Source organism: Nocardia sp. NBC_01327, assembly GCF_035958815.1.
Lineage (GTDB): Bacteria > Actinomycetota > Actinomycetes > Mycobacteriales > Mycobacteriaceae > Nocardia.
In genome coordinates this window covers 2,548,708-2,570,844 of sequence record NZ_CP108383.1, presented here as the reverse complement: position 1 = coordinate 2,570,844, position 22,137 = coordinate 2,548,708, and the positions used below count along the sequence as shown (strand labels likewise).

The 22,137-nt window shown below is 66.3% G+C and carries 20 protein-coding genes; 5 read left to right on the top strand and 15 right to left on the bottom strand.

All coding sequences use genetic code 11. The annotated features are described in order from the left end of the window. Nucleotides 1-127: 127 nt before the first annotated feature. The 5 genes from OG326_RS11240 to OG326_RS11220 form a co-directional block, all read right to left on the bottom strand. Complete coding sequence (locus tag OG326_RS11240; protein WP_327144572.1) at nt 128-1,165, bottom strand: sulfate/molybdate ABC transporter ATP-binding protein; 1,038 nt, start codon at nt 1,163-1,165, stop codon at nt 128-130. Next, nucleotides 1,162-1,971, bottom strand: a complete 810-nt coding sequence (gene cysW / locus OG326_RS11235) for a sulfate ABC transporter permease subunit CysW (RefSeq protein WP_327144571.1) — start codon at nt 1,969-1,971, stop codon at nt 1,162-1,164. The genes OG326_RS11240 and cysW overlap by 4 nt, the downstream gene beginning before the upstream one ends. After that, entirely contained in the window at nt 1,968-2,852 is an 885-nt protein-coding gene (cysT, locus tag OG326_RS11230; protein ID WP_327144570.1) for a sulfate ABC transporter permease subunit CysT, read from the bottom strand. The genes cysW and cysT overlap by 4 nt, the downstream gene beginning before the upstream one ends. A gap of 35 nt (nt 2,853-2,887) precedes the next feature. Then, complete coding sequence (locus OG326_RS11225) at nt 2,888-3,934, bottom strand: sulfate ABC transporter substrate-binding protein (RefSeq protein WP_327144568.1); 1,047 nt, start codon at nt 3,932-3,934, stop codon at nt 2,888-2,890. Between the two features lie 187 nt (nt 3,935-4,121). Further along, complete coding sequence (locus OG326_RS11220; protein WP_327144567.1) at nt 4,122-4,211, bottom strand: Ms4533A family Cys-rich leader peptide; 90 nt, start codon at nt 4,209-4,211, stop codon at nt 4,122-4,124. Between the two features lie 84 nt (nt 4,212-4,295). Between OG326_RS11220 and OG326_RS11215 the strand changes: the two genes are divergently transcribed. Then, nucleotides 4,296-5,351: a M48 family metallopeptidase gene (locus OG326_RS11215; RefSeq protein ID WP_327144566.1), complete on the top strand. Its 1,056-nt coding sequence runs from the start codon at nt 4,296-4,298 to the stop codon at nt 5,349-5,351. A gap of 47 nt (nt 5,352-5,398) precedes the next feature. On the opposite strand, the gene OG326_RS11210 is transcribed toward OG326_RS11215, so the two are convergent. Beyond that, the gene (locus OG326_RS11210) at nt 5,399-5,656 is read right to left on the bottom strand and encodes a hypothetical protein (protein WP_297627502.1); all 258 of its coding nucleotides are present in this window, start codon (nt 5,654-5,656) and stop codon (nt 5,399-5,401) included. Nucleotides 5,657-5,824: 168 nt separating this feature from the next. Then, complete coding sequence (locus tag OG326_RS11205; RefSeq protein WP_327144565.1) at nt 5,825-6,061, bottom strand: hypothetical protein; 237 nt, start codon at nt 6,059-6,061, stop codon at nt 5,825-5,827. Nucleotides 6,062-6,127: 66 nt separating this feature from the next. On the opposite strand from OG326_RS11205, the gene OG326_RS11200 reads away from it, so the two are divergent. Then, the gene (locus tag OG326_RS11200; RefSeq protein ID WP_442791023.1) at nt 6,128-8,179 is read left to right on the top strand and encodes a glycoside hydrolase family 15 protein; all 2,052 of its coding nucleotides are present in this window, start codon (nt 6,128-6,130) and stop codon (nt 8,177-8,179) included. Nucleotides 8,180-8,270: 91 nt separating this feature from the next. On the opposite strand, the gene OG326_RS11195 is transcribed toward OG326_RS11200, so the two are convergent. From OG326_RS11195 to lepA, 3 genes are all read right to left on the bottom strand, one after another. Next, a complete protein-coding gene (locus OG326_RS11195; RefSeq protein WP_327144563.1) occupies nt 8,271-10,058 on the bottom strand; it encodes a hypothetical protein in 1,788 nt (595 codons plus the stop codon). Nucleotides 10,059-10,081: 23 nt separating this feature from the next. Further along, on the bottom strand, nt 10,082-12,367 hold the full coding sequence (locus OG326_RS11190) for a hypothetical protein (RefSeq protein ID WP_327144562.1): 2,286 nt from the start codon (nt 12,365-12,367) through the stop codon (nt 10,082-10,084). Nucleotides 12,368-12,741: 374 nt separating this feature from the next. Then, nucleotides 12,742-14,595 (bottom strand): translation elongation factor 4, encoded by a 1,854-nt coding sequence (lepA, locus tag OG326_RS11185; protein WP_327144561.1) that lies wholly within the window; start codon nt 14,593-14,595, stop codon nt 12,742-12,744. 156 nt (nt 14,596-14,751) lie between these two features. Between lepA and OG326_RS11180 the strand changes: the two genes are divergently transcribed. Beyond that, on the top strand, nt 14,752-15,330 hold the full coding sequence (locus OG326_RS11180) for a type II toxin-antitoxin system PemK/MazF family toxin (RefSeq protein ID WP_327144560.1): 579 nt from the start codon (nt 14,752-14,754) through the stop codon (nt 15,328-15,330). A gap of 55 nt (nt 15,331-15,385) precedes the next feature. On the opposite strand, the gene OG326_RS11175 is transcribed toward OG326_RS11180, so the two are convergent. From OG326_RS11175 to OG326_RS11160, 4 genes are all read right to left on the bottom strand, one after another. Then, nucleotides 15,386-16,165, bottom strand: a complete 780-nt coding sequence (locus OG326_RS11175) for an aquaporin (RefSeq protein WP_327144558.1) — start codon at nt 16,163-16,165, stop codon at nt 15,386-15,388. 63 nt (nt 16,166-16,228) lie between these two features. Beyond that, nucleotides 16,229-17,071 (bottom strand): transglutaminase family protein, encoded by an 843-nt coding sequence (locus OG326_RS11170; RefSeq protein ID WP_327144557.1) that lies wholly within the window; start codon nt 17,069-17,071, stop codon nt 16,229-16,231. Next, nucleotides 17,068-18,036 carry an alpha-E domain-containing protein gene (locus tag OG326_RS11165; RefSeq protein ID WP_327144556.1) on the bottom strand — a complete coding sequence of 323 codons (969 nt, stop codon included), beginning with the start codon at nt 18,034-18,036 and terminating at the stop codon, nt 17,068-17,070. Before OG326_RS11165 ends, OG326_RS11170 begins: the two co-directional genes overlap by 4 nt. 47 nt (nt 18,037-18,083) lie before the next feature. Next, nucleotides 18,084-19,718 (bottom strand): circularly permuted type 2 ATP-grasp protein, encoded by a 1,635-nt coding sequence (locus OG326_RS11160; protein ID WP_442790942.1) that lies wholly within the window; start codon nt 19,716-19,718, stop codon nt 18,084-18,086. A gap of 206 nt (nt 19,719-19,924) precedes the next feature. On the opposite strand from OG326_RS11160, the gene rpsT reads away from it, so the two are divergent. Together rpsT and OG326_RS11150 are read left to right on the top strand one after the other, a co-directional pair. Further along, nucleotides 19,925-20,188 carry a 30S ribosomal protein S20 gene (rpsT, locus tag OG326_RS11155; protein ID WP_327144554.1) on the top strand — a complete coding sequence of 88 codons (264 nt, stop codon included), beginning with the start codon at nt 19,925-19,927 and terminating at the stop codon, nt 20,186-20,188. 247 nt (nt 20,189-20,435) lie between these two features. Continuing rightward, complete coding sequence (locus OG326_RS11150; RefSeq protein ID WP_327144553.1) at nt 20,436-21,164, top strand: LGFP repeat-containing protein; 729 nt, start codon at nt 20,436-20,438, stop codon at nt 21,162-21,164. Here the strand turns inward: OG326_RS11150 and holA are convergent. Then, nucleotides 21,161-22,132 (bottom strand): DNA polymerase III subunit delta, encoded by a 972-nt coding sequence (gene holA / locus OG326_RS11145; RefSeq protein ID WP_327144552.1) that lies wholly within the window; start codon nt 22,130-22,132, stop codon nt 21,161-21,163. The genes OG326_RS11150 and holA overlap by 4 nt on opposite strands. Nucleotides 22,133-22,137 lie beyond the last annotated feature (5 nt).

Here is a 22,137-nt window from a genome sequence, read left to right as displayed (position 1 = left end):
TGCGCCTTCTGCTGGGCGGGCGGTGCGCGACCGGCTCGGTAGCCGGTGCCCTACCAGCCTCGCCCAGCAGCGGGCAAAGGGAAAGCGATGCGAAAGCTTCGCACCCCCGCACTCGGTGTGTCGGCGCCTATGCGACCGGAAGTTCCGGAACGCCCGTGACTTCCGCGATCCGGGAGACCGGGAGCTCCGGAATTCGCGTCGCGCGAGCGTAGACGGTCTCACCCTCGGCGAGATGCAGCGCCTCGGCGTCACCCCGGGTCACCTGGGCGGTGAAAATATCACCGGTGGCCGCATTGCGCAGTTCCACCCGAACCTCGAAGCCCAGGTGGACAATCCGCTCGACCGTGGCCCGGGTGACACCGGCGGAGGACGCCGTACCCTCGTGCGCGGCCAGCGCCATGCTCGGATCACGACCCACGCGAATATCGTGCGGGCGCACCAGATGCCCGTTGAGCTTGGCCACCGCGCCCAGGAACGACATGACGAAATCGTTTGCGGGACGGTCGTATACATCTTCCGGCGACCCGACCTGCTCGATCCGCCCCTTGTTCATCACCGCGATCCGGTCGGCCACATCCAGGGCTTCCTCCTGGTCGTGAGTGACCAGCACGGTGGTGACGTGCACCTCTTCGTGCAGCCGGCGCAGCCAGGTGCGCAGGTCCGCACGAACTTTCGCATCGAGCGCGCCGAAAGGCTCGTCCAGCAGCAGCACCTGTGGGTCCACGGCGAGCGCGCGGGCCAGGGCCATACGCTGCCGCTGACCACCCGAGAGCTGCGCCGGATACCGATGCTGAAAGCCGTCCAGCCCGACGATCTCCAGCAGATCGTCGACCTTCTTCTTGATCTCCGGCTTCGGCCGCTTCCGAATCTTCAAGCCGAAGGCCACATTGTCGCGCACGGTCATGTGCTTGAACGCGGCGTAATGCTGGAATACGAATCCGATATCGCGCTTCTGCGGCGACACCCGGGTCACGTCTTTTCCGGCAATGGTGACGATGCCGCCGTCCAGCGATTCCAGACCGGCGATCGAACGCAGCAGCGTCGACTTACCCGATCCGGACGGGCCGAGCAGCGCGGTCAGCTCACCGGACGGGATGTCCAGGGTGACGTCGTCGAGCGCGGCGAAGGTGCCGTAGCGCTTGTTGGCATTGGTCACGGTGATCATTTGGCAGTGCCCCGCTTCCGTTCGAGGAGAGTCATCAACAGAAGGACGACCAGGGCGATACCCATGAGCAGGGTCGCCGCGCAGTACGCGCCGAAGGTGTTGTGGTCATTGGTGTAGCGGCCCTCGACGAGCAGGGTCAGCGTCTGCGATTTACCGGGCAGCGCGGTGGAGACCATGATGACCGCGCCGAATTCGCCGAGCGCACGCGCCACGGTCAGCACGATGCCGTAGGTCAGACCCCAGCGGATCGCCGGGAGCGTGATCCGCCAGAAGGTCTGCCAGCGCGAGGCGCCCAGGGTCGCGGCGGCCTGCTCCTGATCGTCGCCGATCTCGTGCAGCACCGGCTCCACCTCGCGCACCACGAAGGGCAGCGTCACGAAGATGGTGGCCAGCACCATGCCCGGCAGATTGAAGATCACCTTCAGACCGTGGTGTTCCAGCCCGCCGAACCAGCCGTTCACACCCCACAGCATGATCAGCGAGACGCCGACCACCACCGGGGACACCGCGAACGGCAGATCCACCAGACCCTGAATCAGGTTGCGGCCGGGGAACTTTCCGCGCACCAGCGCGAGCGCGGTCAGCACGCCGAACACCACGTTCAGCGGCACCACGATCGCCACGATGAGAATCGAGAGATTGAATGCCGACACCGCGGCGGGCGTGGTGATGGAGGTGAAGAACTCACCGACACCGTGCCCGAAGGTGCGCCAGAGAATAATGCCCAGCGGCAGGATCAGCAGTACGGCCAGATAGACCAGCACGATCGTGCGCAGCGAAATCCGGGTCCAGGGAGCAAGTTTCATCGGGCCTCCTGCTCCTTTCGGGCGGTGCGGTCGGCGGCAAAGCGCAGCACCAGCAGGGTCGCGAACGAAATCACCAGCAGCGCAACGGAGACCGCCGCCGCATTGACCGGACGATCCACCTCGATCTGCTGCTGGATGTACTGCGAGGTCATCTGCGTTTCGCGCGGAATATTGCCGCCGATGAGCACCACGGACCCGTACTCACCGATGGCGCGGGCGAAGGCCAGGCCGCCGCCGCTGATGATGGCCGGGGTCAGCGTGGGCAGCACAATGCTGCGGAAGGTGGTCCAGTTGTCCGCGCCCAGGGACGCGGCCGCCTGCTCCACCTCCCGGTCCACCTCCATGAGCACCGGCTGCACCGAACGCACCACGAACGGCAGCGTCACGAAGGCCAGTGCCACCACCAGACCCGGCTGGGTCGCATTGAGCTGAATATCGATCGGGCTCTCCGGCCCGTACAGCGCCAGCAGCACAATGCTGGCCACGATGGTGGGCAGTGCGAACGGCAGATCGATGAGTGCGTTGACGATCGATTTGCCCGGGAACTCATCGCGCACCAGCACCCAGGCGATGAGGGTGCCCATGAAGACATTGATGAGCGCCACGATGACCGAGACGAAAATGGTCACCTTCAGCGAATCGATGGCTGCGGGCGCGCTCACCGCATCCCAGAATCCGGACCAGCCGTTCCCGAAGGAGTTGTAGGTCAGTGCCGCCAACGGCAGCAGCACGATAATGCTGAGCCACAGCGCCGCCGTGGCGATGCCGAACGGGCCCACGGACCCGGTCACCCGAAGCCAGGACCGGGCCGGCTTGGGTTGCTTGTCTACCGAAACGCCGGGACCCGAGGTGGTCCCGGCGCTCGTGCTGCTGTCACTCACGCTATCGAGTATCGCTTGTGTCCCAGGTCACCCGGCTACTTGGTGGCCTTGTCGTAGATAACCGCGACGCTGCCGGTGTTGGGAGTGAACAGATCCTTGTCCACAGCCTTCCAGCCGCCCAGGTCCGCGATGGTCCATTCCTTCTGCGGGGTCGGGAAGTCCTTGGCGAAGTCGGCGGCCACCTTCGGGTCGACCGGGCGCAGGCCGGCGGCGGCGAACGCCTTCTGGCCGTCCGGGGTGAACATGAAGTCGTGGAACGCCACGGCCTTGGCCGGGTTCTTGCTGTTCTTGGTCACCGCGACCGGGTTCTCGATCTTGAAGGTGGTCGGCGGGATGAAGTGCTCGATCGGATCGCCGTTGCGCTCGGAGAAGAGGGCTTCGCTCTCATAGCTCAGCAGCACGTCACCGGTGCCCTGCAGGAAGGTCTCGGTGGCTTCACGGCCCGACTTCGGCTGCACCTTCACGTGATCCTTGGTGATCAGCTGCGACAGGTAGTCCAGACCGGCCTGCGGGTTCTTGCCGCCGTCGCTCTTGGCGGCGTACGGGGCCAGCAGGTTCCATTTGGCCGAACCGGAGGAGAACGGGTTCGGGGTCACGACCTCGACACCCGGCTTCAGCAGGTCGTCCCAGTCCTTGATGCCCTTGGGGTTGCCCTTGCGGGTCGCGATGACGACGACCGAGCCGAACGGAATTCCCTTGTTGGCGTCCGCATTCCAGCTCGCATCCACCAGACCGGCATCCACCAGGCGGGTGATGTCGGGCTCGACCGAGAAGTTGACGATATCGGCCTCGGCGCCGTCCTTCACCTTGCGGGACTGATCACCCGAGGCGCCGTAGGACTGCTGGAACTTCACGCCCTTGCCGGCATCGGTCTTGTTGAACGCCGGGATCTCATTGTCGAAACCGGGCTTCGGGACCGAGTAGGCGTAGAGGTTCAGGGTGCCGCCACTGCCGTCGGCAACCGCGCCCTTGTCGGTGGAGTCGCTCGAGCCGCCGCCGCACGCGGAGAGAACGGTGGCGGCGACCGCGGTCAATGCGACTGCGACGAGAGATCGGCGAGAGAGCCTGGAGCTGCTGGACATCGGGTGGACCTTTCGAGAAACCCCCGGGGACCTGGGGGCGGGTGAAGGAAGGTACTGCCGTAGACCCGTCGCGAAGAAGGAAGGCGACGGTGGCGCTACAGCCCGAAGGCCGTCGGGAATCGGACACGACTGCGAAAAGGAACGCGCGCCAGTCTACTTCAGACGTGCAGTAGTGCCCGGTTGACGATCAACGACAGAGGATGTCAGCGACCGCGAGGCAGCCCACAGCGATCAACGCCAATTCATGGCGGACCTGGGGCACAACACTCGACGACACGGGGCAGACTGTAGCAGGGCGGAACGTCTCACAGGAAACGGAACGGGCCGCCTATCACTGTGAACATACCCACGGGGGAAATACATGACTGCTCCAGATCGGGTCCGCCGGACCTTTCCCGGCATTTCGACCCGCACCTGGGAACATCCCGCCGACCGCACCGCGTTGGTCACCCTGCGCTCGCTCTCGGGCTTCGACACGCTGCTGCGCGCGCTCTCCGGACTGCTCGCCGAACGTCAGTACCGGCTGATGTATCTGGCGACCGCGGTGCGGGTGGACGAGCGGCAGTTCAAGAAGGTGCACCAGCTGCGCGAGGACGCCGTGCGCATTCTGGACGCGAACACCACGCCCGAGATGTTCGTGCTGCAGGACCCGGAGGTGAACGCCTTCACCATCGGCATGGATCGGCCCTTCATCGTCCTGACCACTGGACTGCTGGATCTGCTCGATCCCGAGGAGCTGCGATTCGTGGTCGGGCACGAGCTCGGGCACGCCCTGTCCGGGCATGCGGTGTACCGGACCATGCTCATGCATCTCATGCGACTGGCCGACGGCGTCGGCTGGATTCCTTTGGGCGGCTGGGCATTACGCGCCATTGTCGCGGCCCTGATGGAATGGAGCCGCAAATCCGAACTGTCCGGCGACCGGGCCGGGCTGCTGTGCGGACAGGACGTGGACGCCTCGGTGCGGGTGCATATGAAGCTCGCCGGCGGCTCCCGCGTGGACGAGATGAGCCATGCGTCATTCCTGGAACAGGCCGATGCCTACGACCGCGCGGGCGATCTGCGCGACGGGGTGCTGAAGCTGCTGAATCTGGAATTGCAGACGCACCCGTTCTCGGTGCTGCGGGCGGCCGAACTGCGGCGCTGGATCGCGAGCGGTGAATACGACCGGATTCTGGATGGTCGCTATCCGCTGCGGGAGCAGGACAAGAACGCCCGCATCAGCGATCAGGTGAAGGAGGCCGCGCGCACCTACCGGCAGAATTTCGATCAGTCGGAAGACCCGCTCATTCGGGCCGTGCGCAATCTCGGCCGCGATGTGGGCTCCGCGGTGGGGACCGTCGGGCAGGAGGTCGGTGAGACCGTATCGAAGATCGGCAAGCGGTTCAGCGAATGGCGCGAGCGGGACGACGAATAGCTACCGGCATGCGGCCCGCATAGCTATTCGCCGTCGGTACAGATCGGTTACTCGTCGCCTTCGACCACGGGCGGGTTCTCCAGAATGTCGAGAACCCACTCCTCCGTGGCACTCTCGGCATCATCCTCGTCGGGGCGGATGCGGTTGCTGAGCCGGACGCCCAGGCCCAGCAGCTGCGCCGCCTTCACCATTTCGAGCGCCTCTTCGGGGCCCGTGTAGTGAGTCGCGATCAGACGCGGCTCGTCCTCTTCGAAATCCTCTTCGGACAGCAACGTCACCAGTTCCAAGCCTTCATCGGTTGACATGGTGCAGCAGCGTACGCGCAGCATCCGACAATGAGGGCCTGAAGTCCGATTCGCCCGATGAATAGCAGGCGAACTCAGCGCGAGCCGGACTTCAGCGTGTGAAGAGCCAGGCGATGACAACCAGTACGAGCAGCGCGAACAGAGCGAGCTGAACACGGGAACGAGGCATCAGGCGGCTTCCTTACGCATGCGACGCGGCTGCGCGGCGGGCGCCGCGGCCTCCTGGGCGACCACTCGATCACGGCCCAGCGCACGCAGCGCAACTCGCAGCACTCGATCCAGCACATAGGCAATGGCGAAACAGACCGGCACCATGGCGGCGAGCACCACGGCGAACTGGGGGACGAAGGGCAGGCCGGCCACCCATAGTTCGACGCCGTCCCACCATCCTGCGATCGCATGCACGACACCACCCTAGGCCGAAAGCCTGAGGGTGGACGATTCGGGCCGACAGGACAGAAGATGGTGACTATGGAGTCCTATGACGAACCGGAGTCGTACGACCGCCCGCTGAGTAGCGGTGCGGCCGATATCGAGTCCGAGACGCTCGGCCCGCCCCGGGATGCGCTCGACCGGCCCGACGCCCAGCTTTCGGACGGCTACGTCCCGGCCGCCATCGGTGAGTCGCACTATTCGAACTTCCCGCCGATCGACGATTACGCATTCCTCTCCGACTGCGAGACCAACTGCCTCATCGCCCGCAACGGCTCGGTGGAGTGGATGTGCATCCCGCGACCCGACTCCCCCAGCATCTTCGGCGCCGCACTCGACCGCAGCGCCGGACACTTCCGGCTCGGCCCCTACGGCCGCAATGTGCCCGCCGCCCGGCGGTATCTGCCCGGCGGACTGATCGTGGAGACCACCTGGCAGACCGAAACCGGCTGGATCATCGTGCGCGACGCGCTGGTCATGGGGCCCTGGCACAACAATCGATCACGCAGTCGCAGCCACAGGCGCACTCCGATGGATTGGGATGCCGAGCACATGCTGCTGCGCACCGTGCGGTGTGTGAACGGCGTCGTCGAACTGGAGATGAGCTGCGAACCGGCCTTCGACTACCACCAGCAGGCGGCCAATTGGGAGTACAGCGGCGATGTGTACGAACAGGCCTCGGCCACTTGCGATATCGAGAGCTGCCCGACGCTGACCATCACCACCGATCTGCGCCTCGGACTGGAGGGCCGGGAGGCTCGGGCCCGCACCCGCATGAAGGAGGGCGATCAGATCTTCGTGGCGCTGTCGTGGTCGGATCTGCCGCCCCCCAAGACATTCGAGGCCGCCGCGGACAAGATGTGGCAGACCACCGAGGCGTGGCGGCAGTGGATCACCCTGGGGCGCTTCCCCGATCATCCGTGGCGCGGATACCTGCAGCGCAGTGCGCTCACCCTGAAGGGGCTCACCTACGCGCCGACCGGTGCGCTGCTCGCCGCGGCCACCACCTCGCTCCCGGAAACACCTGGCGGGGAACGCAATTGGGACTACCGCTACACCTGGGTGCGGGACTCCAGCTTCGCACTGTGGGGTCTGTACACCCTCGGCCTGGACCGGGAGGCCGACGACTTCTTCGCCTTCCTGCACGATGTCGCCACCGACGGAAACGGCAGAGCCCTTCCGCTGCAGGTGCTTTACGGCATCGGCGGCGAACGTGAGATCACCGAGACCGAACTCCCGCACCTGTCCGGCTATGACGGCGCGCAACCGGTGCGCATCGGCAACGGCGCGTACAACCAGGAACAGCACGATATCTGGGGCACGATTCTGGATTCCGTCTACCTGCACGTGAAGTCGCGGCAGCAGGTGCCGGAGACGCTGTGGCCCATGCTGGAACGCCAGGTGCAGGCCGCCATCGAGAACTGGCGCAATCCCGATCGCGGCATCTGGGAGGTGCGCGGCGAGCCACAGCATTTCACCTCGTCCAAGGTGATGTGCTGGGTCGCGCTGGATCGCGGCGCGAAACTGGCCGAACTGCACAGCGAATACGACTACGCCAAGAAGTGGCACGATATCGCCGACGAGATCCGCCAGGACATCCTCGACAACGGTGTCAATGCCGACGGCGTGTTCACGCAGAGCTACGGCAGCGAAAGCCTGGACGCCTCACTGCTGCTGGTGCCGCTGCTGCGCTTCCTGCCGCCCGACGATCACCGCGTGCGCGCCACCGTGCTGGCCATCGCCGACCGGCTCACCGAGAACGGGCTGGTGCTGCGGTACCGCACCGAAACCACCGACGACGGCCTCATCGGCGCGGAGGGCTCCTTCACCATCTGCTCGTTCTGGCTGGTGTCGGCGCTCGTGGAAATCGGCGAACTGCAACGCGCACAACAACTCTGCCAGCGCCTGCTCGGCTATGCCAGCCCGCTCAAGCTCTACGCCGAGGAGATCGACACCCGCACCGGCCGGCACCTCGGCAACTTCCCGCAGGCCTTCACCCACCTGGCGCTGATCAATGCTGTCATGCACGTGATCCGCGCCGAGGAATCACACAGCTCCGGCCAGTTCCACCCGGCCCACCCCGGCCGGTAAATCGTTCGACCGCAATAGATTCCGGACCGCCCCACGCGTATACGCGCGGGGCGGTTCTCGCAGGGCTGACTATCGGATCCGGTGCAGCCGATCAGTACTCGGCGTTACCGCCGCGGGCGTCGGCGCGTTCGCGGAGGTCGTGCAGGCGGACGAGGGCGGCTTCGATTTCGGTGAGACGCTGCTCGCGGCGCTGACCGGAGTGCACGGCGGCGGCCTCCTCGGCGGCGCGCAGCGAGGCGTCCACCGAACGCAGTGTCTCATTGGCGATTTCGGTGAAATGGTCGCGGAGATTGCGCTGTACGGCCCGCAGGCGGTAGCGCGATTCCTTGCTCACCTGGAAGATCACATCGTCCATGAGGCGCGATACCGCGACCTTGGCCTCGGACTGACGGCGCTGGCGGCGGTTCTTGCGGTCGTCCCACAGGGCATTGATGCCGAGCAGCACACCCGCGCCGGCCGAATACCAGTTGACCAGGGACATGCCCAGCAGGCTGGTGGCCAGGCCGACCATCAGGATGCCACCGTAGGACCCGCGCAGCGTGTTCAGCGCCGTCTGCGCCACCGCCGGTTTCGCGCTGTCCAGTGTTTCCAGCGAGGTCACCGGCTCCAGCACCGCACCCACCTCACCCGGATTGTCCAGGCGCAGTTCAGGTGTCGGAATGCCGCGGTCGGGGAACTTCGCCGCCACCTGCTCGGCCAGCTCGACCGAGCGGTAGTGCGCGATGACGAAGTTCTCCTCCACCGCCTCACAGATCTTGGCATCGAGATCGGCGCCGAAATCGTGCCAGCGCCGCACCGGATCACGCTTCATGATGTCGGACTCGGCATCACGGATCAGACTGCGCAGGCGGTGCCGCAGATCGTGTTCGGTATCGGCCATCAGCTCACCCGCACCATCGGCGAGGGTGACCTGCCAGTTGGCGCTGCGCTGCCGCAGCTGCTCGGCCTCCTCGCGGGTGCGCCGCAGCTGCTCGGTGATGACGCCGTAGCGGCGCGGATCCCGCAGCGTCTCGGCCTCGGTCCGCAGGGCCAGCGCCAGATGGTCGGTGATCAGCCCGATATCGCGCACCGCGGCGTCGGCGGCCACCGCGTCGGCATTGCCGAGCACATAGCCGCGCAGATGGTCGAGCAGTTGCGGCACACCGGATTCCAGATCCAGCTGCTGATCACCGGTGGCGACCGCCTGCTCGTGCAGCCGCGCCGAGGCGGGCGCGACGGCGAAGGCCAGTCCGGCCGCGTCCAGCAGCCGCCGATCGTGCTGCTGCACCTCCGGCCACTGCGGCGACTGATCGATCTTGTTGAGCACGCAGACCACGGTCGGGCACACCTGCTGAATGCGCTGCAGCTGCCCGATCTGCCCACTGGTGAACGGCGCCGCGGCGTCCGCGACATAGAGCACCGCATCGGCGACCGCGAGCAGCGACCAGGTGGCCGGGGTGTCGGCAGGCGAGCCGGGTGCGTCCAGCACCACGAAACCCTCCGCCAGCAGCGGGCTCGGCTCGGTGAATTCGGCGCGGATCACGCCCTCGGCATCCATGGCGGACACCGCGTTCCCGGGATCGATCGGCAGTCGTTCGGTGGTTCCGCCCGGACCGACCCGCACCAGGGTCGCCGTGGACTGCGGCCCGTATTCGGCGATCACCGGCACACTGACGGCATTCTCCGTGGCGCTGACCGTCGTCCCGATCAGACTGTTGACCAGCGTGCTCATCCCGCTCTTGGACTCGCCCACCACGACCAGGCGCACCCGGGGATCGGCGAGCCGGGCGCGCGCGATCCCGAGGCGGCCGGCCAGATCAGCGCGGCCCGCGGCGTGGATGGGCTCCAGCAGCTCGTCGAGCAGACCGAGCAGCGGCGCCATCGCATCCGGATTCTTCACTGCGACAAGGCGTTCGACACCGCTCACAGCAGCGTGTGATCGAACGGGCCGTGTACCTGATAGTGGGTGTCGGCGAAGGAGGTGTCGGTCGGCATGAGCCCCGTCGTGAGCCCGCCGTCATGCATCAGGAAGACCGGGTGCAGCGTGGAATCATCGGCGATCGGCATCACGTGCAGACCCGAATCTATCGGGTCCCCAGCGGGTTTCACCGGTTTGGGCGCATCCGGCACATGCGGCTGGGTGGTCGGCGGCTGCACCACGTTCGGCATCACCGGCACCGGCGGATCCAGCGAAACAGGGGGCTGGGCACCGTGAGTCGGCAGATCCGGCTGCGTGGTCGGCACGCTCGGCGGCGACGGATTGGTGACCGGCGGCTGATGCGTCGGCGCCGAATCGGTATCGCTCGGCACGGTGACCGGCGGCACGGTGCCGTGGGTGTCGGTGTCATCGGCCGGATAGTGCGGGCGCGTGGTGGTATCGGAGTCCGGATCCGGCGTGACCGGGGCGACCGTGACGGGCGCGTGCGCAGTCGTCGGCACGGTGGGAGCGGTGGTGAGCACCGGCACCTTGGTCACCGGATCGATACCGGGCATCTTGGTGACCGGCGGGACCGAGGGCGCCGTGGTGAGCACCGGGTCCGGCTTCGCGGGCACGCTGATCTGCGGTACCGACCCACCGGGCGCGGTGGTCAGCGGCATCGGCTTGGCGATGGCGCTCACCGGATGCTCGGAATCACCGCGTGCGCCCGAGGCCAGCAGCACCGGACCGGCGTGGTTGAACAGCGCCGGGGCATTCGCCGCCGAAGCGGTCAGTGGCGACTGGCCGGGTGTGGTCAGGAGATTCGCGATCGGATGCGTCGCGGCATCCGGCTGAATCGTGGTCTGCAGCGGAGTGGTGACCACCGGCTGCGCGACGGCGACCGGGGGCATGAAGACCGGGGCGGCCGCGACGGGCGCGATCGGGGCGATGGCGATCGGGGCGGCAGCGGCGGGCAGCGGAGCGGCCGGAGCGAAGGCGGGAGCGCTCGGGGCGCTGTACACAGGCGCACCGGCGGGAGCGGCGAGTCCGGGAGCTCCGGGGGCGGCCCCGGGAGTACCGGCAGCGCCGAGACCCGGCGCACCGGCGGCCCCGACCGGGGAACCGGGCAGGCCACTCACCGGACCGGCCGCGCCGAATGCCTGCGAATTAGCCTGCGGGCCTGCGGGATTCGCGGCCGAGTTCGGGCTGCCGGTCAGTCCCGCGGCGGAGGCGAACGGGTTGTTCGGGTCGACGGGCGTGCCCGGCAGACCGGCGGGGATATGCGAAATCCCCTGTCCCATATCCTGTGTGAACTGATCGAGCTGGTGGCCGACATTGCCTACCGCGACATCGACCTTCAAATCCGATTCGAACTGCACACCGTCGAGTCCGACGTGCATATTGACGGCCCAGTCGGTGCTGACGTACACCCCGACGGGGCCATTGCCGATACCGTCGAAAATGCCTGCGTGCGAACCGTCTCCGAAACCTTCGCCGCTACCGTGCGGGCCGAAACCACCGCCGTGCTGTCCGAAACCACCACCGGGCTGTCCGAAACCACCACCGGGTTGACCGAAACCACCACCGGGTTGACCGAAACCGCCGCCGGGCAACCCAGGTAGGTGCAGTCCGTCGAAACCGTGCGTGGCGAAGCCGTCATTGCTCAGGCCGGGTAGGTGCAGTCCGTCGAAGTCCGGCAGATGGAACCCGCCCGGAATCTGGAACTGCTGATCCTCGACGGGCAGACCGGGCTGCGCCCCGAAGGGCAGGCCCGTGGACTGTCCGTCGCCGGGTAGCTCGAAACCGGACTGCGACTGGTAATCGTGCGAGGACGGCAGGGTGAAGCTGGCGGGCAGATCCGTATCGGGCAGACCCACACCGTGGAAGCCCGCCATGCTCGGATCCGGCATGGAGCTGGCATCGAAGTGCGACGGCAGCAGCCCGGCATCGGTGCCGAAATGATCGTCCGGCGCCGCGACCGGCGCGATGCCGCCGTAACCGCCGTGCGCGGGCGGCATGCGATCGACGGTCAGATCCGGGAAGGTGAGGGTCGGGCTGGGCACGTCCGGATGCGGATCATCGACCTGCGACCAGCCCACATTGCGGCTGTCGTGATCGATCGCCGGGGTGGGACCCCCGCGCGTGCCGGCCGAGGCGATGAGAGCTCCGCCGGTGACATATGCGCCCGCCCTCGCCACGCGCGCGACCCCGTCGGCAATCCGATACGCGGCGTCACCCGCATCATCGCCGCCCACAGCTGGTGCGTCGTCGAAGGGCAGGTCACGCGTCATACAAGCTCCACTCTCAAGGATCGGCGGTCCGCACCTGGCGGACCGCCGTTCTCAACTCGTTTCACACCCTATTTCCGGATACCCGGTCTGTCACATCCACCAGGTAGAAGGCGGTGTGCACAGTGGTGCGACACATAGCTTGTCATCCGGCATATGACTTCGGAAGCCCCAGATTGCTGGGCCGCCTCTCCGACCCTTCGGCGCACGGCCGAGAGCCGTGGACTGTCGTGCACGCGTGCCGGCGGTCGTGTGCCAAACCGATTTTGGACGTACCCGGCGAGTTACCCCGATCTCACGAAATCAGTAGTCCGGCCCCGAACAGCACCGTGCCCCGCTACCGAATGGCAGCGGGGCACGAGTACCGAAGCGGCGCTCTACTTCTTGGTCTTGCTGTCCGACGGCGAATCGGTGGACAGCGCCGCCACGAAGGCTTCCTGCGGGACCTCGACGCGGCCGATGGTCTTCATCCGCTTCTTGCCCTCCTTCTGCTTCTCCAGCAGCTTGCGCTTACGGCTGATGTCACCGCCGTAGCACTTGGCGAGCACGTCCTTGCGGATGGCGCGAATGTTCTCGCGCGAGATGACCTTCGAGCCGATGGCCGCCTGGATCGGCACCTCGAACTGCTGACGCGGAATGAGCTCGCGCAGCTTGCTGGTCATCTTGTGGCCGTATGCCTGGGCCGAATCCTTGTGCATGATGGCCGAGAACGCGTCCACCGCCTCACCCTGCAGCAGGATGTCGACCTTGACCAGAGCGGCCGCCTGCTCGCCGACCTCCTCGTAGTCGAGCGAGGCGTAACCGCGGGTGCGCGACTTCAGCGAATCGAAGAAGTCGAAGATGATCTCCGCCATCGGCAGCGTGTACCGCATCTCGACGCGGGTCTCGGACAGGTAGTCCATACCGAGCAGCTCGCCGCGGCGGTTCTGGCACAGCTCCATGATGGTGCCGATGAATTCACTGGGCGCGATCACCGTGCACTTGGTGATGGGCTCGTAGATCTCGCGGACCTTGCCCTCGGGCCAGTACGAGGGGTTGGTGACAACCTGTTCGGAACCGTCCTCCAGCACCACGCGGTAGATCACATTGGGCGCGGTGGAGATCAGATCCAGATTGAACTCGCGTTCGAGCCGCTCTCGGGTGATCTCCATATGCAGCAGTCCGAGGAAGCCGCAGCGGAAGCCGAAGCCAAGTGCCACAGACGTTTCCGGCTCATAGGTGAGGGCGGCGTCGTTGAGCTGCAATTTGTCGAGCGCATCGCGCAGGTCCGGATAGTCGGAGCCGTCGACCGGGTACAGACCCGAGTAGACCATCGGCCGCGGTTCGCGATAGCCGGTCAGCGGCTCGGTCGCGCCGTCGCGCATGGTCGTGACGGTGTCACCGACCTTCGACTGCCGCACATCCTTCACACCGGTGATCAGGTAACCGACCTCGCCGACGCCCAGGCCCACGGTGGGCTTCGGCTCGGGCGAGACGATGCCGATCTCCAGCAGCTCATGGGTGGCGCCGGTGGACATCATCTTGATCTTCTGCCGCGGGGTCAGCCTGCCGTCGACCACACGCACATACGTGATGACGCCGCGGTAGGTGTCGTAGACCGAGTCGAAGATCAGTGCGCGGGCGGGCGCGTCGTCCTTGCCGACGGGCGCCGGAATCTCCGCGATGACCTTGTTCAGCAGTTCGGCCACGCCGACACCGGTCTTACCGGAGACCCGCAGCACGTCATCGGGCTCACAGCCGACGATGTGCGCGATCTCGGCGGCATAGCGATCGGGATCCGCGGCAGGCAGGTCGATCTTGTTCAGCACCGGGATGACCGTGAGGTCCTTGTCCATGGCCAGATACAGGTTGGCGAGCGTCTGCGCCTCGATCCCCTGTGCGGCGTCGACCAGCAGAATCGCACCCTCGCAGGCCTCGAGCGCACGCGACACCTCGTAGGTGAAGTCCACGTGACCGGGCGTGTCGATGAGGTGCAGGACGAATTCCTCACCATCGACCACCCACGGCAGGCGCACGTTCTGGGCCTTGATGGTGATACCGCGTTCCCGCTCGATATCCATGCGGTCCAGATACTGGGCGCGCATCTGCCGCGGGTCGACCACCCCGGTGAGCTGCAGCATGCGGTCGGCCAGGGTCGATTTCCCGTGGTCGATGTGCGCGATGATGCAGAAGTTCCTGATCCGGGACGGATCGGTGAACGTCGTATCGGCGAAACTGCTAATCGGAGTCACTCCTCGGCATGGCGAAACAGCGGCATGTCAACCCCGAAGTCTACGGTGCGCGGTGAACCGCTCTCGCCAGTGGAGCACCCGGGCGGCGAACCGCCGCTCAGCACAGGCGAATCCGGCCCGGATGAGAAACCGGACATCCGCCACTAGGCTGCCGAGATGGCCGGCAGGTGGAACGCTCTGGGGAAGCAGTTGGGGATCGTGGCAAAAGAGCAGGGCACGCATATCGTCAAGCAGCAGGCGCCCAAATTGTTCGGGCGGATGCAGAACTCCTCGATGTGGGGCCGGGCCCTGCGCGCGGTGGCCGCGCGGCCCGCACCACCGGTTTCGGTCCGGCCGACCTCCTCGGCCGGGGTGCCCTCGGGGGAACGCGCCCGGATGATCGTCTACAGCCCGCAATTGGACGGGCGTGCCGATCCGGGTGAAATCGTCTGGACCTGGGTGCCGTACGAGGAGGACCCCAGCAATGGCAAGGACCGGCCGGTGCTGGTCGTCGGCCGCGAGCGCGGCACGCTACTGGGACTGATGCTCTCCTCCAACGAAGACCATGAGCACCACCACAATTGGGTCGGCATCGGCCCCGGCGCCTGGGATCACGAGGGCCGGTCGAGCTGGGTGCGCCTGGATCGGGTGCTCGATGTCCCCGAGGACGGCATCCGCCGCGAGGGCGCCATCGTCCCCCGCAAGATCTTCGACCGGGTCGCGCACCGGCTGTGCGCCGAATACCACTGGCACTGAACGAGCGAATGCCCCGTTCCGCGGGGAACGGGGCATTCGAATCGCGAAAGAGCTGTCAGCTCACCAGGTTGCGGGAGCGACCGAAGATGCCGCTGTAGACGAGGGCGCCGAGGACACCGCCGACCAGCGGGAAAACGAGGAAGACCCACACCTGCGCGAGCGCACCGTCCTGATAGAAGGCCACACCGAGGCTGCGCGCCGGGTTGACGGAGGTGTTGTCGATCGGGATCGAGATCAGGTGGATGACGGCCAGCGTGAAACCGATCGACAGACCTGCCAGCGGCACATCCGAGAGCTGATCGGTGGAGGCCAGCACCACGAACACCAGCAGCGCGGTCAGGATGATCTCGACGGTGATGGTCGCGGCCAGGCCGTAACCATTGGTGACGATGCCGCCGAGCTCCACCTTCGAGGGACTGTGCGCACCCCAGCCATTGGCGCCGAGCCCGTTGGTGGCGCGGTCGTAGGACGGCAGATTCTTGGCGATGGCGTAGATCACCGCGCCACCGATCAGACCGCCGATCACCTGCGCCACCCAGTAGGCCGCGGCGACACCCGCGGTGACCCGGCCCAGCAGCAGCTGTCCGACGGTGACCGCCGGATTCACATGGCAGCCGGAGATCGGTCCGATGGCGTACACCAGGAAGAGCAGGGTCAACCCGAAGGCCAGCGCGACTCCGAGCGCGCCCACCCGGTCACCCGCGATCACCGCGGTGCCGACACCGCCGAGTACCAGCACAAAGGTGCCGAACGTCTCGGCGAGCAGCTTCCGCGCCAGCGAAACCTCTTCTAACTCGGTTAGATCCTCGACGACTTCCTGAGCTGTAGGAGACATCAGCCACCTTCCGGGATCGTCCCCGCCTATCGCGGAGAGCATCTGTGTCCTGCCGACTTACGGTCATGCGAGCCTGGTGATCTCCACTACCACCTCGAGATCGGTCGAGCCACTCCCGCTGAAGATACCTTTCAGAGGCGGCACATCCGCGTAATCACGCCCGACACCGACTGACACGTGTTGCTCCGTGACGGGGATATTATTGGTCGGGTCGTAGCCCCACCACTGCCCCGTCCAGGCCTCCACCCAGGCGTGCATCTGGCCGGCGACGGTATTGCCCACCTCGGCGGCGGGATCGGGATGCAGATAGCCCGAGACGTATCGGCTGGGAATCCCCATGGTCCGCAACAGCAGCAGGGTCAGGTGCGCGTAGTCCTGGCATACGCCTTGCCTTTCGGCGAAGGCCTGTACGGCCGAGGTGTGCACGGAGGTGCTCCCGGCCAGGTAGGTCATTTCCTGATGCACCCATTCCGCCGCGCGCACAACGGCTTTGGCGGGCGGGACACCGCGCGAGAGCTGCCGCGCGATCGGGGACAGCCGGCGCTCGCGCGGGACATATCCGGTGGGCGAGAGCAATTCGTCGAAACGGTCGACGATATCGTCGCCGCGCAACTCCTCCCATGAGAGTTCCTCGGCGGGGCCCGCGAACGGTTCGGTCTCCACCACGGAGGCGCTGGTGATCTCCAATTCGCTGTGCGGAGCGTGCAGGTCGAAGGCGGTCACCGCGGTGCCCCAATAGTCGACATAGCGGAAGGAGCGGGTCGAGGGCACGGTCTCCACCCGGTTCAGGATCACGTTCTGGCGGCTGTCCGCGCGCGGGGTGAGCCGCGCCTCGTTGAACGAGCGGGAGACCGGCGCGTCGTACACATAACCGGTGGTGTGCACCACCCGCATCCGCCAGCTCATATCGTCTCCTCCACCAGGGCGCCGTTGCGGCCGTGCAGACCGGTCCAGGCCACCCAGGTTTCGGCGTGAAAGTACTGCAGCGCCACCGCTTCCCCGACTTCCCGGCAGGTCTCCTGCAACCACAGCAGCCGGGCGGGCAGATCCTCGAGCAGTACGGCGGCCGGCAGGAACTCCAGTTCGCTGCGAGCCCGGCCGAGTAGTCGATGCGCTTCCTGCCGGGCCGCGAATCGGCTGTTGGGGCGCTGATCCAGTTCCTGCAGACAGGTTTCCGCGACTCGCAGGGAATGGAAGACCGAACGCGGGAAAAGCCGGTCCAGCAGGATGAATTCGGCGATCTGATTGGCGTCGAGCACACCGCGCTGGGTGCGCAGATACGGATCGTGCGCACCGGCGGACCGCAGCACGGTCACCCAGGCCGGGGAGGAGGTGCGGTCGCCCGCACGCGAAAGCAATAGGCGCACAGTCATATCGACGCGCTCGATGGAACGGCCCAGGAGCAGGAATCGATAACCGTCGTCGCGGCTCAGCGTCGAATCGGAAAGTCCGGCGAACATGGCCGCGCGATCGGTGATGTAGTGGCAGAACTCGTGCGGGCCGAGCGCCCGCGCGGCTCGTTCGGCCGCGGCCAGGCCGTTATAGGTGGAATTTAGACATTCCCACATTTCGGTCGAGGCGACTTCCCTTGCACCCCTGGCATTCTCGCGGGCCCGGCTGACGGAATCGACAATGGAGCCGTCATGCTCCCGGCCGAAGGCGACCAGCTCGGTCACCGACCACACATCGAGTTCCTCTTCCGGAGTTTCGATCCCGAGTACCCGCAACAGCACCCGGGATGTTCGATCCGGGTCGACCGTCGCCTCCTCGAGCAATTGATGCACCGCCACATCCAGGATGCGCGCCGTGTACTCGGCGCGTTCGACGTAACGACCGATCCAGAAGAGAGATTCGGCATTGCGCGCCAGCATAATTCGACCGCCTAACGTATTACTTCACCTGCCCAGCAGCGCCGTTGCTATTGCTGTTGTTGACTTGCCCGAGTGGGCGAGGGTTCTCGCGACTGCTCACGATCACGCGAGATGTGCTGTTCGCTCACCAGCTGCGTGCCTGCCAGTTCGCGTTCTTCCACAGAGGTTCTCGGGGCCAGGACCCAGGTGTCCTTACTGCCGCCGCCCTGGCTGGAATTCACCACCAGGGAACCGTCGGGCAGTGCCACACGGGTCAAACCGCCCGGCAGTACCCAGATATCGTCGCCGTCATTGACCGCGAAGGGGCGCAGATCCACATGCCTCGGCGCTAGTCGGCCACCGATTTTGCTTGGCACCGTGGACAATTGGACTACCGGCTGGGCGATCCAACCGCGCGGATCGGCGCGCACTTTTCGGCGCACGGCATCCAATTCCTTCTGGCTGGCGTCGGGGCCGATGACAATGCCGTAGCCGCCGGAACCCTCCACCGGTTTCACCACCAGTTCGGCGACCCGGTCGAGCACCTCGTCGCGCTCGTCCGGCTCCCAGCAGCGATACGAATCCACATTGGGCAGAATCGGTTTCTCGCCCAGGTAGTACTCGATGAACGCGGGCACATAGGTGTAGACGAGTTTGTCGTCGCCGACACCGTTGCCGACCGCATTGGCCAGCACCACCGTGCCCGCACGCGCCGCATTCAGCACACCCGCGACGCCCAGCATCGAATCCGGCCGGAACTGCATGGGATCGAGGAAGGTGTCGTCGATGCGGCGGTAGATGACATCGACCTGCCGCTCCCCCGCGGTAGTGCGCATATAGACGGTGCTGTCGCGGCAGAACAGGTCTCGGCCCTCGACCAATTCGACACCCATCTGGCGGGCCAGCAGCGAATGTTCGAAATAGGCGGAGTTGTAGACGCCGGGGGTGAGCACCACCACGGTCGGATCGGCTTCATTGGGCGCGGCGGCCGCGCGCAGGGCGCGCAGCAGCTGGCTGGGATAGTCGCCGACGGCCCGCACCCGATGGGAGGCGAACAGATCGGGGAACACGCGCGCCATGGTGCGGCGATTCTCCATCACATACGACACCCCGGACGGCGAGCGCAGATTGTCTTCCAGCACACGGAAATCGCCGTGTTCGTCGCGGATCACATCGATGCCGGCGACATGAATGCGCACACCGTTGGGCGGCACCAGGCCGGTGGCCTCGCGGTGGAAATGCGCGCACGAGGTGACGAGCCGTTTGGGGATGACCTGATCGCGCAGGATGGTCTGCTCGCCGTACACATCGGCCAGGAAGGCCTCGAGCGCCCGCACGCGCTGTTTGATGCCGCGCTCGAGTTTGGTCCACTCGGTGGCGGCTATTACTCGGGGCACCAGATCGAGCGGGAACGGCCGCTCCTGACCGGACAGCGAGAAGGTGATGCCCTGGTCCACGAAGGCACGGGCCAGCGCCTCGGCCCTGGCCGCCAGATCCGATGCGTCGATGGTGGCCAGCGCGGCATAGATGCCCTTGTAGGGAGCGCGCGCCCGTCCCGTGGGATCGAACATTTCGTCATAAGCCCGGGCGTAGCGGCCGGGTCGGTATCCCGCGAAGACACCCACCGCCGCATCGTCGGTCTCGACGCGGCCGTTCGAATGGTGAGCGGCCGCGGCCGATCGTGCGGCTGCAGCGGGGGTCATGCCAAAATGGTCCATCACGCAGGAGCAACACGCAGTTGGACCGGGGTAAATTTCTCGCATCAGCCCCGTTGCGAACGGGGCCGATTTCATGCCCGAGTCGTTGCCTGGTAACCTCGTTCGTCGGTGCTGCGCTACGACTGCGTAGTGCGCCCGGAGACTTTGCTTCCCGCATAAACCACCAAACGAAGGAACACGAGGAAACACGCGTGGCCAACATCAAGTCCCAGATGAAGCGGATCCGCACCAACGAGGATGCGCGTCTGCGTAACCAGTCGGTCAAGTCCGCGCTGCGTACCTCGATCCGCAAGTTCCGCGAGGCCGCTGCTGCGGGCGAGAAGGACAAGGCGATCGAGCTGCTGCAGTCCGCGAGCAAGAGCCTCGACAAGGCTGCCTCGAAGGGCGTCATCCACGCCAACCAGGCCGCCAACAAGAAGTCGGCGCTGTCGCTGGCCGTCAACAAGCTCGGCTGATTTCCTTCTACAAGGTCAGCTGACAACCCCGGTATACATATCGGGCAAATATGCTTCGAACAGCCGCCGTGGCTTTGACGACCACGGCGGTTTTTGTTGTATGTGTGACATTTGGTCTGGGAACTTGCTGAGCCGGACAGTTCCCGGAAGGATGGCGGCGACTGTCGGGGGGCATTCGATACCGCCTGCGTTGGGAGTTCACTTGTCATCGGTACGCCGCTTGAAATCGTCTTGGAACCGTGGTGCTGTGGCCGCCGGAGCGGTCGCGGTCGCGCTGACGACCGGGCTCGGGGTTGCCGCCGTGGGTATGAGCGGTACGGCCGCCGCGCGGCCGATCGGGCCGTTCGATGTGGGCGGGGCGATCGAGGTCGAGTACGACCAGGCCGGGGGGCCTGGCATGTTCGGCGATCCGACGAGTCCGGAGACCGATGCCGCGGCCGGCGGTAAGAAGCAGGACTTCACCAACAGCGTCTCGATCTACTGGACACCGGCGACCGATGCGCATTCCGTCGGCGGCGCGATCCGCGACAAGTGGCGTGCGCTGGGCTCCGAGTCCGGGGTGCTGAAGTACCCGACCGTCGATGAGGGTGCGACCGGGAAGCCCGGGCGTTTCCAGCATTTCCAGGGCGGGTCCATCTACTGGTCGATCGGGTCCGGGACCCACATGATCAATGGCACCATTCGCGACAAGTACGCGGCCGCCGGCTGGGAGAACAGCCCGCTGGGCTTCCCCATCTCCGATGAGGCCAACACCAATAAGGGTGATGCCCGCTACATGATGTTCGAGGGCGGCGCCATCTACTCCTCGCAGAAGTCCGGCACGCACATCACCTGGGGCGCCATCCGCGACGAGTGGGTGCGCAATGGCGCGGAGAACGGCCGCTACGGCTACCCGACCGGCGACGAGTACGACTACAAGGGCGGCAAGGCCCAGGACTTCTCCGGCGGCAAAATCACCTGGTCGCCGGACAGCTAGGCGGATTCGCGGAGGTCGAGAATGCGGGCCAGCGCGTGTTCGAGGGCGTAATTGGTGTCGGCCGCACCGCCTTTGACGTCAGCGTTCAGGCCCGCGACGATCTGCAGGGCCGCGCCGATGGTCACGCCGGTCCAGCCGCGGGCCTGGGCCTGCGCCTTCTTGACCTTCCACGGCGCCATGCCCAGATCGCCCGCGAGTTTGAACGGGTCACCGCGACCGGCGGAACCGACCCGGGCGATGGTGTGCACGGAATCGGCGAGGGCGTCGGCCAGTAGGACCGCGGGGACGCCGCGGTCGGTGGCCCAGCGCAGCGCCTCCATGGCGGCGGGACGATCGCCGGAGACCGCGAGGTCGGCGACGTCGAAGCCGGTGACCTCGGCCTTGCCGGAGTAGTAGCGGTGCACGGCGGCCACATCGATCTTGCCGCCGGTGTCGGCCGCCAACTGGGAAGCGGCCGCGGCCAATTCGCGCAGTTCGGAGCCGACCGATTCGATGATCGCCTGGACCACATCGGACGAGACCCGCACATTCGCGGCGCGGAATTCATTGCGCACGAACTCGACTCGCTCGCCCGCCTTGGTCAGCTTGGCGGCCTGATGCACGACCGCGCCCAGTTTCTGCAGCGCGGGAACCATGGCCTTGGCGCGACCGCCACCGGTGTGCACCACCACCAGCACCGCACCCTCCGGGGGTGAGGCGGCGGCGTCCAGGACCACCGCTACCGCATCCTTACCCGCCTCGGCCGCCGACTCCAGCACGATCACCCGCTCCTCGGCGAACAGCGAGGGGCTCAGCAGTTCAGCGAGTTCCGGGGTGCTGGCATCACCGGCCCGCAGCCGGTCCACCGGCATGGAATCCGGATTCTCGGAGGCGGCCCGCGCCTGCGCGGCAATCGCCGATACCGCCCGCTCGATCAGCAGTTCTTCATCGCCGAGCACAAGATGCAGTGGTGCGGGTCGTTGGCTCACGCCCC